Origin of the sequence: Pseudomonas sp. YuFO20 (genome assembly GCF_035064975.1) — a bacterium.
GTDB classification, from domain to species: Bacteria; Pseudomonadota; Gammaproteobacteria; order Pseudomonadales; family Pseudomonadaceae; genus Aquipseudomonas; species Aquipseudomonas putida_AE.
In genome coordinates this window covers 47,810-61,870 of sequence record NZ_JAXDEO010000033.1, presented here as the reverse complement: position 1 = coordinate 61,870, position 14,061 = coordinate 47,810, and the positions used below count along the sequence as shown (strand labels likewise).

Sequence of the window (14,061 nt, the reverse complement as noted above, 5' to 3'; positions counted from 1 at the left end):
ATCTCTCAGAACTTGGCGTCGCGTTTTTCGACGAAGGCCCGCCGCGTTTCCGCAGAATCCGGGCTGCTGTAGGCCTGCATGGTGAAGCCCTGCTCCCAGCGGTATTTGTCTTCCAGGTTGCCGTCTTCGATGCCGTTCAAGGCTTCCTTGGCGATGCGGATCATCGCCGGGCTCTTCTCGGCGATTTTCGCCGCGATGCCCAGGGCGGTTTCGCGCAACTGGTCCTTGCTGACGACGCGCTCGATAAAGCCGTATTGCAGCGCCTCTGGAGCGCCGATACTGTCGCCGGTGAAGAACAGGTAGCGGACTTTCTGCACCGGGAACAGGCGCTGCAGATGCGCACCGCCGCCCATGGCGCCGCGGTCGACTTCCGGCAGGGCGAAGGTCGCGCAGTCAGAGGCGACGACGATGTCCGCCGCACCGGTGATGCCGATGCCGCCGCCGAGGACGAAACCATGGACCGCGACAATCACCGGCACCGGGTTGCGGTGCACGGCCTTGAAGGTGGCGTAGTTACCGGCGTTGACCTCGACGATCCGCTCCGGGTACTGGTCCAGCTCCTTGATGTCGACACCGGCGCAAAAGCCCCGGCCTTCGGCGCGGATCACGATCACCCGCACTTCGGGGTTGGCCCCAAGGGCGTCGATCTCCCGCGCCAGGGCGTGCCATTGCTGGCTGTCGAGGGCATTGACCGGTGGCTTGGCGATCACGAGTTCAGCGATCCCCTGATTGAGTTGTGTGGTAAATGCCTGGTTCACAGGGGTTCTCCAATACTGGCGGGACGGTTCGATGGGAGGGTCTGGCTGCGGGCCAGGAGCGCGTCCAGGCACTGCTGGGCCTCGCTGGCGATGCCTTCGATGACTTCGCGGCAACTGAGTAACTCGCCGATGGCCGCCGCGACCTGGCCGCTGGGCAGGATGCCCTCGTCCGGGGCGCCGTCGATCATCGAGCGCTGCAACAGCACCGGCTGGTTGGCGGCCATCACCACTTGCGACAGCTGTGACGGGTCTTCACGCAACGCGCGGATGAAGACAGAAGCCATGTGCCCAAGGCTCATACCGGTCTGCTGCTTCCACTGCCAGGCGCTGCCCAGGGCAATGCGCAGGCGACCGAAGGGGCCCGCCTGCTCCAGGTGATTGATGAAGCGGTTTTCGATCATGCGGTGGCGCATGCCATCCACCGCCGTGGTCACGCGCACCCGTTGCGGATCGTTGACCTTCAGGTAGCGTTCCAAGGTCGCGGCCGGGGTCGGCGATTCGCGGGTCATGAGAAACCGCGTGCCCATGGCGATGCCGGCGCCACCGGCGGCCAGCACCGAGGCCAGGCCACGGCCGGTGGCGAATCCGCCGGCAGCGATCACCGGTACCTTCACGGCCGCCAACACCTGGGGCAGCAGGATCGAGCTGGGCACGCCGCCGGTATGGCCGCCGCCCTCGCCGCCCTGGATGGTGATCAGGTCGGCACCCAGCTCCACCGCCTTGAGCGCATGCTTCAAGGCACCGACGGTGGGAATGCACAGCACCTTGGCCGCCTTGAAGCGCGCGATGGTCTGCTTGTCCGGACCGCGCCCGTAACTCACGGCGCGCAGCCGATACTTGATCGCCAGGTCGACGCACTGCGTGGCGTTGTCCTGGAACATATGGAAGTTGAGACCGAAATTGCTGCCACCGGTGGCGTCGATCACCTTGCGGATTTCGCCTTCCAGTTCAGCAGCCGCAATGGTCGCCCCGGCCAGGAAACCGAAGCCCCCGGCCTGGGTCGAGGCGATCACCAGGTTGGCGTCGGCAACCCAGCCCATGGCGGTCTGCACGATCGGATAACGGCAACCGAGGGCCTCGGTCAGCGGCGTTTCGAGCCAGCGGTTCATTGGCTTTTATCCTCGGCCTGCTTGTTGGCCCGGGCCATGCCCTTGGCGTCGAAACCGCCCAGTTTGTCGCCGGACAACAGCTCGTTATGGGCATGGGCAAAGTGGTGCCAGGCGAACACCGCATCCATCGCCGTGCGCTTGCCTTGCAGGTCCTCGACGTGGTTGATCGCCTGCTTGGTCAGGGCCAGGCCCATGCGCGGCTGACGGGCAATGCCGGCAGCCAGGGCATAGGTGGCCTGCTCCAGTTCATCACGAGGCACCAGGCGGTTGACCATGCCCACCTGCCAGGCCCGGTTGGCGCTCATGCGATCACCGGTGAAGAGGAATTCCTTGGCAATGCGCGGGTTCATTTCATAGGGATGGGCGAAATACTCCACGCCCGGAATGCCCATGCGCACCACTGGGTCCTGGAAGAACGCGTCGTCACTGGCGACGATCAGGTCGCAGACCCAGGCCAGCATCAGGCCACCTGCGATACACGCGCCATGGACCATGGCGATGGTCGGCTTGGGCAGTTCGCGCCAGCGTCGGCACATGCCCAGGTACACCTCCTGCTCACGGGCATACAGCTGCTCGCCACCGGGTTTGTTGGTGTGGTCCCACCACAGGTGTGCGCGCTCGAACGGCTTGTCGATATCGCGCCCCGGCGTGCCGATATCGTGGCCCGCCGAGAAGTGCTTGCCGTTGCCACGCAGGACGATGACCTTGACGCTGTCGTCGTTCACCGCCTGGCGAAAAAAGTCGTCCAGGGCGTAGGTCATCTGCGAGTTTTGCGCGTTGTTGAAGGTCGGCCGGTTCAGCGTCAGCGTGGCAATACCCTCGCCCACGCTGTACAGCACCGGGGTGTCCGTCTCGTAGACGGCGTTGTCCTGGCGGACGATGAATTCACTGTCGCTGCTGTGCATGGTCGCTGTCCTTGCCTCAGGCCGTACGGATGCCGGGCGGGTTGCCCTTGATCGCCGTGGCGCGGTAATCGTGGGGGTCGAGTCGGCGGATCAGCGCCAACTGCTCTTGAGTGGGGTGCGCGGTCTCGCGCAATTGCGCCGACTTGAGCAACGGGAAGCCGGTGTTGTCCTGGACCTGTTCGAAAGTCACGCCGGGGTGCAACGAGCGCACCTGCACCGCACGGTCCGGGCCATCGAAATCGAGGACGCAGAGGTCGCTGACCACGCAACGGATGTCCATCAGGTCGCGACGCGCGCCTTCGGGCCAGCGCTCGGCCTTGAAGCCGACACCGGAGATCATGTCCACTTCGCCGCTGACGAACACCCGGCTGTTATGGCTGGGCACGAAGAACGAGTTGAGGTGGTTGATGCTGTTGCCTGGCAGGCCGCGCACGCCGAGGATCGCCGTCTTGGGCTTTTGATAGTCGCCGACGCAGGACAGGTTGGTCTGGCCCCAGCGGTCGATCTGGGTCGGCCCGATCATTGCGTGACGGCGCCCGCCCCAAACGCATTCGAATACTCGTTCGAACGACATGTAACCCGAATAACGCGCAACGTAGTCGCCACGCGGGCCCAGCGGGATCGGTTCTTCGACCAGGAACGCCTCGCTGTCGGTCATCAACAGTTCCGGGCTGTGGGTCAGTTTGGCCAGGCTGGCGCCCAGGCGCGGGATCACGCCCAGGCCCGAGGCAATCACCTCGCCATTGCCACGCCAGGCCTCGGAGGCGGCGACGATCATCAGTTCAGCCAGGGTGAAATCACAGGTTGCAGACATGGTCGATAATCCTCAGAACACGGGAAGGGGCAAGGCGCCCATGGAGTCGGCACCGCCGTTCTGTGCCTGATAGGCCTGCTCGCCACCGGCGATCCAGGTCTGCACATAGTCCTGCCAGCCGTTTTCCGCCTGGCTGCTGGCGACATAGCCCTTCAGGTGCTTCATGTCCCAGCCGTAGTCAGGGGCGCAGAGCGTCGGATGCGCACCCAGAGGTGCATGCACCACGCCGCTGACCAGATAGCGCTCGAAGGTGTTGAAACGGGCCTGCTCGGCGTTCAGCGCAAGGCGGTCTTCCAGGCGTTCGCACGAGACAAAGCACTGCTGGGCGGCGCGGGCGAACAGATGATCGAAATACGGGTCCGGCCCGGTCACAAGGCAGTTGCCCAGGCGGTCGGCGACATTGACGTGCAGGAACGCCACATCGAGGTTGAGCGCCGGCATCGCCAGCAGCACCTCGCCATCGGCGTAGGGCGACTGGATGGTCTTGAGTGCCGGGTTCAGGCGCGTCACGTCGGTGGCCAGGCCGCAACGGGTGGGCAGGAACGGCAAACGCATGCCGGCGGCGCGCAGGCCCCACTGGAACATGCCTTCGTCGAGCTCCATCAACTCCAGCTCGCCGGCTTCGCGGGCCTTGCGGTAGTAGGGTTCCAGCGGAATGGCATCGAGGGTGGCGAAGCCGAACACCAGTTTTTTGACCTTGCCGGCGGCGCACAGCATGCCCACTTCCGGACCGCCGTAGGCGACCACGGTCAGGTCCTTCACCGGTGAGCGCAGGATCTCGCGCACGATCGCCATCGGCTTGCGCCGCGGGCCCCAGCCGCCGAAACCGATGGTCATGCCATCGCGCAATTGAGCAACCGCATCGGCCGCTGTCAGTTGTTTGTTCATCATGACAATTCCTTAGTGTTGGCCGACCGAAAAGTCGTGCCCCCAAATGCTCACGCGGGTGAACTCGAAAGCCGAATGCTCGGCCCAGTCGACTAGCAACCCGCCAAAGCCGTACTCCAGATCGAAGCCGGACGGTGTCTTCATGTAAAAACTGGTCATGCGGTCGTTGAGGTGCTGGCCGAGGGTGGCCGACAGGTTCACCGCATGGGCGTGCAGACGGTCGTGGGCGCGGCCGACTTCGGTCATCGAGTCGACCTCGACCATCACGTGCACGCAACCGGACGGCACCGGGTACTCGGCCAGTGCCAGGCTGTGGTGGCGAGCGTTCTGGCAATGCAGGAAGTGAATGCGGATCGGTGCTACCGAAGGGTCGGGACGGAAGTTGAAAATGTCCGACAACTCGAAGCCGAGCACATCCTTGGCGAACGCCAGGGTGGCGTCGAAGTTCGGCGCCGGCAGCACGGTGTGGCCCAGGCCCATGTCGCCGGTGATGAAACGCGGCACGCCCTGGGGCGACACGAACGGCAGGCAGTCGGAGCGATGGCCCCAGCTCAGCTCATGGCAGTTGCCCGACGGGTCGGTCACCTTGATCAGCGCCTGGACGCCGCGCTGCTCGATCTCGGTGGCGGAGCCTGGCTGCCATTCGATGCCGGCAGCGCTCAGGTGCTCGAGGGCGGCCGTGAAGGCTGTCTCGTTGGCCAACTCCCAGCCAGAGGCCAGGTAACGCGCCTCGCTACCTTCGACGATCAGCATGCGAAACGGACGCTCGTCCATTTTCACGTACAAGCCACCGCCCGGCGCCGGGTTCACTTGCATGCCGAGCACGTCTTCGGCGTAACGCTGCCAATGACTGAGGTTTTCGATCTGCGAGACGAAATAGCTCAAACCGCGAATGTCGATCATGCCTGGGTCCTCGTTGGCTGAATGACTTTTGTGGGGAGCATTGTGCGAAGCACTGGCCGAGGCTTCATCGTCCGTTGAGACTAAGCAGGCGAAGGCGTGGAGTAGATGCCACATTGGCGGGCAGGATGGACGCCCACTGTAGGAGCTGGCTTGTCGGGTCGCCGCATCGCAGCGAAAGCGCCGGGTCAGGCAACACATGAGTTGCCAGGACGGACGCCTTCGCTGCCGTTCAGCGCACGCGAATCTTCGGGTCATCCGCCCCGCGGCGCAGGGTCTTGAGGAAGCCCTCCAGCGGTGCGGGTTCGGCGATTTGCGGCAGGGCGTCCTTGTCCGGGCGTTGCGCCCAGAAGGCATCCCAGGACGGAAACAGCTCGTGGAAGCTGCCGGCGTACGGCTCGCGCCCTGGCCAGCGCATTTTCAGGCCGCCGATCGGTGGTTTGTTGAGGTCGGTCGCGTACCAGTAGCACGGTAAGCGGCGACGGAAACACCAGCGCCCGTCGATCCGTTCGTAGTCGTCCCAGTACAGCATCTGCATGATCACCCACTCGGGACCGGTCTCATGTTCGTTCTTCGAATAGACCACGCCGGTGGCGTGATCGGCATCGCTGAACTCGATGATGTGCTGCCCCAGGTGATGGGAGGTGCCATGGAACTGCTTGCGCATGGTTTCGTCCAGCCATGCCTTGAGGTGCACACGACCGCTCTTGTCGCGACCCACGCGCACATCCGGGGCGAAGCAGTTGGCCATGGCATCCATGTCGCGCATGTCCAGGGCCAGGGCGTACTTGCCGGCCAGTTGGCGGATCGCGTCCAGCGACTCCAGGCGATCGATGCGCTCAAGTAAAGCGTTGGCGTCCTGGCTCATCAGTCGAGCACCGTGTACAGGTCCGAACCGCGTCCGCCGTCCACCGCCAGGCTGGCACCGGTGACATACGAAGCCTCGTCGCTGGCCAGGAACACGATGGCGTTGGCCAGCTCCACCGGCAGGCCGACCCGTTTCATCGGGATGACTTTTTCGGTGTTGCTGCGGGTCTTGGCGTCGGCCAGCATGCCGGCCGTGGCCGGGGTGTCGACCACCCCGGGAATGATCACGTTGCAGCGGATGTTGTGCGGTGCGCCTTCGCTGGCCGCCGCCCGGCTGAAGTTGATCACCGCCGCCTTGGCCGCCGAGTAACCGGCCATCCAGGCCGTGCCGAACAGGCCGCAGATCGACGCGATGTTGACGATCGAACCGCCGCCCTGGGCTTTCATCAACTGCATCGCGGTGCGGGTGCCCCAGAAGGTGCCGTCGACGGTGGTGCCAAAGTTGGCGTGCCAGTCGGCGGTGGTCATGCTGTCGATACCGCCCCAGGTGTAGGCCATCGCGTTGTTGACCAGGATGTCCAGGCGACCGTGACGTTGCGCGGTGGCTTGCAGCGCACCGACGTAGGCCTGTTCATCGCTGACGTCGGCCACGGCAATCTCGGCCTGCCCGCCTTGGGCACGGATTTTCTCCTGCACGCCTTGCAGCGGCTCAATGCGCCGCCCGCACAGCACCACCGTGGCGCCCTCTTCGGCGAACCGCAGCGCAGTGGCTTCGCCGATGCCGGAACCGGCGCCGGTGACGAAGGCGATTTTTCCTTGTAGACGCTTGCTCATGAGTGACTCCCTGATCAGATAAAGGCCATGCCGCCGTTGACGGCGATGTTCTGCCCGGTCATGAAACTGGCGTCTTCGCTAGCCAGGAACACCGCGACCCTGGCGATCTCGTCGGTCTCGCACATACGGCCCAGGGGCACGTTTTTCAGCAGCGCCTGCATGTAGTCATCGGGAATGCCGGCCATCATCGGGGTGTTGGTCGGCCCTGGTACCAGGGTGTTGACGCGGATGCCGCAGGCGGCCAGTTCACGGGCGATCGAACGGGTCAGGCCCATGACCCCGGCTTTCGAGGCGCAGTAGTGGCTCGGGCCTTCGCCGGTCAGCGCGGCGGTGCTGGAGAGGTTGATGATCGCGCCCTTGCGGCCACCCTTGACCATCAATTTGGCGCCTTCACGGCAGCACAGGAAGGTGCCGCCCAGGTTCACACCGATCACCCGCGCCCAGCTCTCGTCCGTGGTTTCGAGAAAGCTGTCCAGCCCGCCCACGCCGGCGTTGTTGACCAGGATGTCGAGGCCACCGAAGTGCTCCTCGGCCTGCCCCATGGCATCGGCCACGGAGGCGCCGTCACCGACGTTGCAGGCCAGGGCGAGCACCTTGTCGCCCAAGTCTGCCAGGCTCTCGGCCAGGGCCGCCTGGTTCAGGTCAACAGCCACCACCTTCGCGCCTTCGGCGACAAAACCACGCACGATGGCCTGGCCCATGCCTTGGGCGGCACCGGTCACGAAGGCCACTTTATCGAGTAACTTCATAGCAATCTCCAAGTGTGCGAATACGCTGCGGCCCGCTGTAATGGAGCCGTCACTTGCATGATTAGCGGCCAGGGCCTCGGCCCACATCGTCCGATGGGACTAGCGCCGCGTGGTCTGAACGGACGATGTAAATGACGGCGTCAGCGCCCAGCATTCGCTAGCGCGCACCACGCCAGGCGCTGTATTCCCCTTCAATTCACTGCAGCAATCTGCCGCAGCGCCTGGTGCGGTTGTGCCTCATGAATCCGCAGACAATGGAGAACCCCATGAACCAACCCGTAGACCTGCCCCTGCCCGTCGGCCATTACGCGACCCTGCCCAACGGCCTGCGCCTGCACTATCTGGATGAGGGCGCCGGCCCCGTGGTGCTGTGGCTGCACGGCAGCGGGCCGGGCGCCAGTGGCTTCAGCAACTTCAAGGGCAACTACCCGCAATTGGTCGCTGCCGGCTATCGCAATATCGTGCTCGACCTGCCGGGTTTCGGCCGTTCGGACAAACCGGAGGACGTGCAGTACAACCTGGACTTCTTCGTCGACTGCGTGGCGGCGTTTTTGGAGTCCGTCGGTGTGCGGCGTTGCACGCTGCTGGGCAATTCGCTGGGCGGCGCGATCGCCCTGGGCCTGGCCCTGCGCCTTCCACAACTTGCCCAGAGCCTGATCCTGCTGGCACCGGGTGGTGTCGAGGAGCGCGAGACCTACTTCAAGATGGAGGGCATCGTGCGCATGGTCAGCCTGTTCAGCGCCGGCCCCATCGGCATGGAGGAGATGCGCAGCATGATGAGCTTGCAGTTGTTCGATGCGTCGATCCTGCCGGAAAGCCTGCTGCAGGAACGCGTGGCGGTGGCGGTGACACAGCCGAAGAACCTGTTCAGCACGATGATGGTGCCGAACATGGAAGCGCGCCTGGGCGAGATCCAGTGCCCGATCCTTGGCTTCTGGGGCAGCAACGACCACTTCAACCCAATCAGTGGCGCCCAGCGCATCATCGACGGCGCACCGAATGCGCGGTTCATCGTGCTCAACCGGTGTGGGCATTGGGTTCAGGTGGAGCATCGGGAATTGTTCAACCGTAGCTGCATTGAGTTTCTGCAGCACGGTTGAACCGGCGACGCGTTGTGCGAGGCTTGCCATCGATGGTGGCATAAGCGTCACCACCGCCATCGCCGGCAAGCGGGCTCCTACAGATGTGTGTCACACCACAAACCCGACATACCCCCACAAAACCTGTAGGAGCTGGCTTGCCAGCGATGACGGCATAACGGCCACCACCGCATCGCCAGCAAGCCGGCTCCTACAGATGTGTGTCACACCACGAACCCAACATACCCCCGCAAAACCTGTAGGAGCTGGCTTGCCAGCGATGACGGTATAACGGCCACCACCGCATCGCCAGCAAGCCGGCTCCTACAGATTTTCGTACCGCCAACAATCCGCGTACACCCGCAATCCTGTAGGAGCTGGCTTGCCAGCGATGACGGCATAACGGCCACCACCGCATCGCCAGCAAGCCGGCTCCTACAGATGTGAGTCACACCACGAACCCAACATACCCCCGCAAAACCTGTGGGAGCTGGCTTGCCAGCGATGACGGCGTAACGGCCACCATCGCATCGCCAGCAAGCCGGCTCCCACAGGCAAACCAAACCCTGGTGTATCTGTTACCCTGCCGCCTTCTGGCTGTTCAACACTGCGTCGCCGGGCTTACCCAGTACGCAGGAGGTGCCGCCGGGGGTATACATCATGGCCACGCAGCGGTTGCAGGCGGTGCAGATCGAGTCGCGGCTGGCGCCAGTGGCGAGTTTGTTGACGTAGTCGTTTTCGGCCAGCAATACCCGACCCATGGCGACCAGGTCAAATCCCTCGGCCATGATTTTCTCGATGCTCGCCAGGCTCTTGGCACCGCCCAGATAGGCCAACGGCATTTTCACCGCCGCACGTACCTTGCGTGCATGTTCCAGCAGATACAGCTCGCGGAATTCCACGGTCGGCTCCTTGCGACGCTGGATAGCCATGGCCAGGGCGATGATCTTGTTCTTCTGCTGCACGCGGTTTTCCTTGGGGAAGGAGGAACCGAACATGGTGGTGATCGACTCGGCATTCATCCCCGCGCTGAGCACCAGCAGGTGCGCGCCCTCCTCTTCCAGCATGCGTGCGATCTGCGCGCCGTCTTCGGCGCTGTTACCGGCGCGCACGCCTTCGGTCACGCTGTATTTGCAGATGACCGCCATCTCCTTGCCGACTGCATCCAGCACCGCTCGCAACACCCGACGCGGAAAGCGCAGGCGGTTTTCCAGGTTGCCGCCGTATTGGTCGCGACGCTTGTTATACATCGGCGAAATGAACTGACTGAGCAGGTAGCCGTGGCCCATGTGGATCTCCACGGCATCGAAACCCGCCTGACGCGCCAGGCGTGCGCCTTGGGCGAAGTCGCGCACCACTTGTCGCATGTCGTCTTCGTTCATCGCCTGCTTGAGGAACATGCCGCTCATCAAGCCGATCTTGTTGAAGCCGCCGCTGGCTGACAGTGGGCGCTTGGTCGAGCGTTCGCGGATGAAGGTGAAGCAACCACCATGGGTGATCTGTGCGCTGGCCAGGCCACCGGCCTGATGCACCCCGTCGGTCAGGGCCTTGAAGTGCGGCAGGCTGGATTGGCTGAGGGTCAACTGGTTGGGCAAGGTGCGACCATCGCTGCTCACCGCGCAATAGGCCACAGTGGTCAGGGCGGTGCCGCCTGCGACCAGGGCCGAGTGCAGCTTGACCAGTTGTTTGGACGGCACGCCCTGGGCACTCATGCCCTCGTTGGTGGCGGCCTTGATGAAACGGTTTTTCAGGGTCAACGGACCAATTGCGATCGGGCTGAACGGTGATGGCGTCGGACGAGGATTCATGACAGGCCTCTCTTTATTGTTATCAGGCTAAAAGCGAACGACTGCGGCACCGGATCGCGACGCAGCCATGATCATCAGAAGGTGTACTTGGCGTTGAACGACAGGTAGTCGCGGTCGGCCAGCAAGCGGCCCTGGGCGACGTCCGGCGAGCTCAGGTAGGCGACATAGGTCATGCCGACCTGGAAGTTGCCCAGGTACTTGAAGTCGCCACCCACGGTCAGGCGCTTCTCGTCGCGCCCCAGGCCCTGGTAGGCGCTGCCGTCGACGTTCTGCGTCCACACTACCTTGGTGTTCAGGTCCAGGCCCGTGGCGATGGACGGGTAGTCCATGTAGGCGCCGACGCCCAGCAGGGTCGAGCCACGGGTCTGGGTCTTCGATTCGAACTGGTCGAAGGTGCCATCCACGCCGACTCCGCCGCCGGTGATCGTCAGGCTGTCCACTCCGTCGATGTGTTGATGCACCACTTCACCCATGAAGGTGGTCTGCTGGGCGAGCAGGCTGGGGCCGAGGATGTACGAGGCGTTGAGGTTGCCCTGCCAGATCTGCCCAGTGGTCGGCGCGCCATTGTTGAGGTAGACCGAGGCGCCATCGCGATAGCTCAGGTCACCGGCGTACTGCACCGAATCGCCGACCTTGGAGCTGAAGCTGACACCCGTCAGCTTGACGTCTTCGAAGTAGCCCAGGCGATAGGACGGCGCAGTGCCGTCATGCCCGATGCCCTTGAGCGAGGAGTATTGGGTGGTGCCGGTGAAGTCGAAGAACAGCGAGCCGACGCGCTCGTTATAGCGGTAATGAAACAGCCCGACTTCGGTGTTCTCGGTGATCCGGTAGCGCACACCCAGGCCCCATTGGCCGCTGTCCTTGGCGTCTTTCTCACCGGCGTAGCCGACTGCCAGGCCGTTGGGCAGACGGTCGACCTGGCCGGCACCCAGACGGAAAAACTCGGCGCCGGGACCGAAGGTGTCGCTGCCGAAATAATCGCCCACTGGATTGAGCTGGGTCTTTTCCCACTCGTACTGGTAGTAGCCCACCAGCGCCAGGTCTTCATTCAGCGACCATGATCCGGACACCTGCCCCACGGGCAGGTACGAGTCCTTGGCCTCGGTGCCCGGCACGTTGAACTTGGTCGCATCCACCGGGGCCTGGCCCTGGCTGATGTTGGCCCAGAACAGGCTCTCGCCCCAGGCCACCAGGTGCCGCCCGGCCTTGAGCGACAGGTACTGGGTCTCGCCGAGCTCGAAGTTGCCGTACACATACGCATCGAGCAGTCGCGCCGCGCTGCCGCTCATGCGCCGGGTCTCGTCGCTGAAGCCGTCGTTGTGGCCGGTCTTGTTCACCGTTTCCGGCGAGTCGTTGGCATTCTTCTGGTTGTAGACATCGTCGTAGAACTGACTGCCGCGCAGCACCGCCCCCAGGTTGTCGTGCCGAAGTTGCAACTCGCCGAACAGGCTCAGGCGGTTGTTGATCAGCGAGCCGCGCTTGAAGTTGCGTGTGCCGTCGTCGTTGTTCGGGTCGTTGAGGTATTGACTGGCCTGCTTGGCAGTGCGCATGGAGGCGGTGTAGTTGACCGTCAGCGACGAATCCAGGGTGGTGTTCTCCCCCAGTTCGATACTCGGTGCGGCGCTGGCCGTGGCGCTGGCGATGGTGATGGCCGTTGCCAACAGGCAGCGGCCACCGCTCAGGTTCCGCGAACGGCGCGCGACAGTATTTCCCGTGAACATACTCCTCTCCTTTTGTTGTTGTTTTTTTCGTGTTGGCGAGATGGCTGCGCCTTACGCCGGAACGCTGTTGGCCAGCGCCGCGCGCAGTTCGTTCTTCGCCACCTTGCTCGACGGATTAAGTGGCAAGGCGTCGAAGAAACGCACCTGGCGCGGCACCTTGTAATTGGCCATTTGCTCCCGGCTCCAGGCGATCAGTTGCGCCTCGTCGAGTTGCCGCCCTTCACGCAGCACCACACAGGCACAGCCGACCTCGCCCATGCGCTCATCGGCGATGCCGATCACCGCCACCTGGGCAATGGCCGGGTGCCTGATCAGCGCGGCTTCGATTTCCGCCGGGTAGCAGTTGAAGCCGCCGACGATGTACATGTCCTTGAGGCGGTCGGTGATGATCAGATTGCCCGCCTCGTCCAGTCGCCCGACGTCGCCGGTATGCAGCCAGCCTTCGGCGTCGATGGCTTCGCGGGTCGCTTCGGGGTTCTGGAAATAACCCTGCATGATGTGGAACCCGCGCAGGCAGATCTCGCCGGTCTGCCCGGCCTCCAGCACCTGGTTGTGCGGGTCGCGGATGCTCACTTCGGTGCCGGCGATCGGCCGTCCGCTGGTGCCGGCAATAACCTTCGCCGAGTCTTGGGGATCGCATATCGTCGCCAGCCCGCCGCATTCGGTCAGGCCGTAGGCGGTGGTCACCACGGCGAACCCCAGCTCGTTGCGCATGCGCTCGATCAGGCTCGGCGGGATGCTCGCCGAACCGGTCACCGCGATGCGCAGGCTCGACAGGTCGGTCTGCTGCAGCTGCGGATGGGCCAGCAGCGAGAGATACAGGGTCGGAGCACCGGGCAGCACGCTGATGCGTTCTCGGGCGATGCGCTGGAACACCTGCTCGGCGTCGAACACCGCATGGGGCAGGATGGCCGCTCCGCCGATCAGGCAGGTCAGCCAGCCGGCCTTGTAGCCGAACGCATGGAAGAACGGGTTGACGATCAGGTAGCGATCTTCCGGCAGCAGGCCGATGACCTTGACGTATTCGGTGAAGGCCCGCAGGTTCTGGCCATGGCCGCTCATCACGCCCTTGGGTTTGCCGGTGGTGCCGGAGGTGAACAACAGGTCGCACATGGCCTCGGGCTTGATCTCCATGGCCCGGCGCCTGGCGCTGTCTGCATCGATGGTCGCCGCGCCGAGCAGGAACTGGGCAAGGCTCAGGTCCGAAGGCAACCCGGGGGTGTCGCCATCGAGCAGCACCAGGTGTTCGAGGCTGGCCGGCCGATGGGGCGCGAGCAACGCCGGGTAGTCCACGTCGAGAAAACGCTGCTGGACAAACAATACTCGGCAGCCGCTGCGCTCCAGCACATCGGCGGCCTCAAGGCCCTTCATGCGCGTGTTGATCGGTACCAGCACCGCCCCGGCGCACTGGATGCCCAGCGCCGCGAGGATCCAGTCGCCGCTGTTCGGCGCCCAGATGCCAATCCGGTCGCCGGCCTGGATGCCCAGGGCCAGCAAACCCCGGGCAAAGCCCATGACGCGCTCGGGCAGCTCGGCGTAGTCGATGCATTGGCCGTTGTCCTCGATGGCCGTGCGCCCGGCAAAACGTTCGGCACTGCTGAAGACCAATTGGGCAAGGGTGGCAGGGGCGGCGCTCAGGGGCGCGGCAAGGTTCAGGCTCTGATTCATCGTGGGCTCGCGCTGGGCATA

13 protein-coding genes are annotated in these 14,061 nt (G+C 64.1%); 1 reads left to right on the top strand and 12 read right to left on the bottom strand.

All coding sequences use genetic code 11. The features are described 5' to 3' along the window. Nucleotides 1–5: 5 nt before the first annotated feature. The 9 genes from SOP85_RS19205 to SOP85_RS19165 all read right to left on the bottom strand — a co-directional run bounded on the left by SOP85_RS19205 (nt 6) and on the right by SOP85_RS19165 (nt 7,764). Nucleotides 6–758, bottom strand: coding sequence for an enoyl-CoA hydratase family protein (locus SOP85_RS19205; RefSeq protein WP_274074692.1), 753 nt, complete (start codon nt 756–758; stop codon nt 6–8). Beyond that, nucleotides 755–1,867 carry an NAD(P)H-dependent flavin oxidoreductase gene (locus SOP85_RS19200; protein WP_323607348.1) on the bottom strand — a complete coding sequence of 371 codons (1,113 nt, stop codon included), beginning with the start codon at nt 1,865–1,867 and terminating at the stop codon, nt 755–757. Before SOP85_RS19200 ends, SOP85_RS19205 begins: the two co-directional genes overlap by 4 nt. Beyond that, nucleotides 1,864–2,772 (bottom strand): enoyl-CoA hydratase, encoded by a 909-nt coding sequence (locus SOP85_RS19195; protein ID WP_274074690.1) that lies wholly within the window; start codon nt 2,770–2,772, stop codon nt 1,864–1,866. The genes SOP85_RS19200 and SOP85_RS19195 overlap by 4 nt, the downstream gene beginning before the upstream one ends. A 16-nt stretch (nt 2,773–2,788) precedes the next feature. Continuing rightward, nucleotides 2,789–3,586 (bottom strand): CoA-transferase subunit beta, encoded by a 798-nt coding sequence (locus tag SOP85_RS19190; RefSeq protein WP_274074689.1) that lies wholly within the window; start codon nt 3,584–3,586, stop codon nt 2,789–2,791. Nucleotides 3,587–3,598: 12 nt separating this feature from the next. Further along, nucleotides 3,599–4,474 (bottom strand): CoA transferase subunit A, encoded by an 876-nt coding sequence (locus SOP85_RS19185; RefSeq protein WP_274074798.1) that lies wholly within the window; start codon nt 4,472–4,474, stop codon nt 3,599–3,601. A 12-nt stretch (nt 4,475–4,486) separates the two neighbouring features. Then, entirely contained in the window at nt 4,487–5,377 is an 891-nt protein-coding gene (locus tag SOP85_RS19180) for a VOC family protein (protein ID WP_323627869.1), read from the bottom strand. A 229-nt stretch (nt 5,378–5,606) separates the two neighbouring features. Then, entirely contained in the window at nt 5,607–6,242 is a 636-nt protein-coding gene (locus tag SOP85_RS19175; protein WP_274074687.1) for a nuclear transport factor 2 family protein, read from the bottom strand. Then, the gene (locus SOP85_RS19170) at nt 6,242–7,015 is read right to left on the bottom strand and encodes an SDR family NAD(P)-dependent oxidoreductase (RefSeq protein ID WP_274074686.1); all 774 of its coding nucleotides are present in this window, start codon (nt 7,013–7,015) and stop codon (nt 6,242–6,244) included. Before SOP85_RS19170 ends, SOP85_RS19175 begins: the two co-directional genes overlap by 1 nt. A 14-nt stretch (nt 7,016–7,029) precedes the next feature. After that, nucleotides 7,030–7,764: an SDR family NAD(P)-dependent oxidoreductase gene (locus SOP85_RS19165; RefSeq protein WP_323627868.1), complete on the bottom strand. Its 735-nt coding sequence runs from the start codon at nt 7,762–7,764 to the stop codon at nt 7,030–7,032. A 266-nt stretch (nt 7,765–8,030) separates the two neighbouring features. Here SOP85_RS19165 and SOP85_RS19160 point away from each other — a divergent pair, with 266 nt between their 5' ends. Beyond that, nucleotides 8,031–8,864 carry an alpha/beta fold hydrolase gene (locus tag SOP85_RS19160; RefSeq protein WP_274074684.1) on the top strand — a complete coding sequence of 278 codons (834 nt, stop codon included), beginning with the start codon at nt 8,031–8,033 and terminating at the stop codon, nt 8,862–8,864. A gap of 557 nt (nt 8,865–9,421) precedes the next feature. Here the strand turns inward: SOP85_RS19160 and SOP85_RS19155 are convergent. The 3 genes from SOP85_RS19155 to SOP85_RS19145 form a co-directional block, all read right to left on the bottom strand. After that, the gene (locus SOP85_RS19155; RefSeq protein ID WP_274074683.1) at nt 9,422–10,651 is read right to left on the bottom strand and encodes an NADH:flavin oxidoreductase; all 1,230 of its coding nucleotides are present in this window, start codon (nt 10,649–10,651) and stop codon (nt 9,422–9,424) included. A 74-nt stretch (nt 10,652–10,725) separates the two neighbouring features. After that, complete coding sequence (locus SOP85_RS19150) at nt 10,726–12,372, bottom strand: DUF1302 domain-containing protein (RefSeq protein WP_323627867.1); 1,647 nt, start codon at nt 12,370–12,372, stop codon at nt 10,726–10,728. Between the two features lie 51 nt (nt 12,373–12,423). Further along, entirely contained in the window at nt 12,424–14,040 is a 1,617-nt protein-coding gene (locus tag SOP85_RS19145) for a FadD3 family acyl-CoA ligase (protein WP_274074681.1), read from the bottom strand. Nucleotides 14,041–14,061 lie beyond the last annotated feature (21 nt).

Excerpts from the sequence above, each read along its gene's own strand:
- SOP85_RS19200 (WP_323607348.1), bottom strand. The coding sequence starts at position 1,867 with ATGAACCGCTGGCTCGAAACGCCGCTGACCGAGGCCCTCGGTTGCCGT.
- SOP85_RS19195 (WP_274074690.1), bottom strand. The coding sequence starts at position 2,772 with ATGCACAGCAGCGACAGTGAATTCATCGTCCGCCAGGACAACGCCGTC.
- SOP85_RS19190 (WP_274074689.1), bottom strand. The coding sequence starts at position 3,586 with ATGTCTGCAACCTGTGATTTCACCCTGGCTGAACTGATGATCGTCGCC.
- SOP85_RS19185 (WP_274074798.1), bottom strand. The coding sequence starts at position 4,474 with ATGAACAAACAACTGACAGCGGCCGATGCGGTTGCTCAATTGCGCGAT.
- SOP85_RS19180 (WP_323627869.1), bottom strand. The coding sequence starts at position 5,377 with ATGATCGACATTCGCGGTTTGAGCTATTTCGTCTCGCAGATCGAAAAC.
- SOP85_RS19175 (WP_274074687.1), bottom strand. The coding sequence starts at position 6,242 with ATGAGCCAGGACGCCAACGCTTTACTTGAGCGCATCGATCGCCTGGAG.
- SOP85_RS19170 (WP_274074686.1), bottom strand. The coding sequence starts at position 7,015 with ATGAGCAAGCGTCTACAAGGAAAAATCGCCTTCGTCACCGGCGCCGGT.
- SOP85_RS19165 (WP_323627868.1), bottom strand. The coding sequence starts at position 7,764 with ATGAAGTTACTCGATAAAGTGGCCTTCGTGACCGGTGCCGCCCAAGGC.
- SOP85_RS19160 (WP_274074684.1), top strand. The coding sequence starts at position 8,031 with ATGAACCAACCCGTAGACCTGCCCCTGCCCGTCGGCCATTACGCGACC.
- SOP85_RS19155 (WP_274074683.1), bottom strand. The coding sequence starts at position 10,651 with ATGAATCCTCGTCCGACGCCATCACCGTTCAGCCCGATCGCAATTGGT.
- SOP85_RS19150 (WP_323627867.1), bottom strand. The coding sequence starts at position 12,372 with ATGTTCACGGGAAATACTGTCGCGCGCCGTTCGCGGAACCTGAGCGGT.
- SOP85_RS19145 (WP_274074681.1), bottom strand. The coding sequence starts at position 14,040 with ATGAATCAGAGCCTGAACCTTGCCGCGCCCCTGAGCGCCGCCCCTGCC.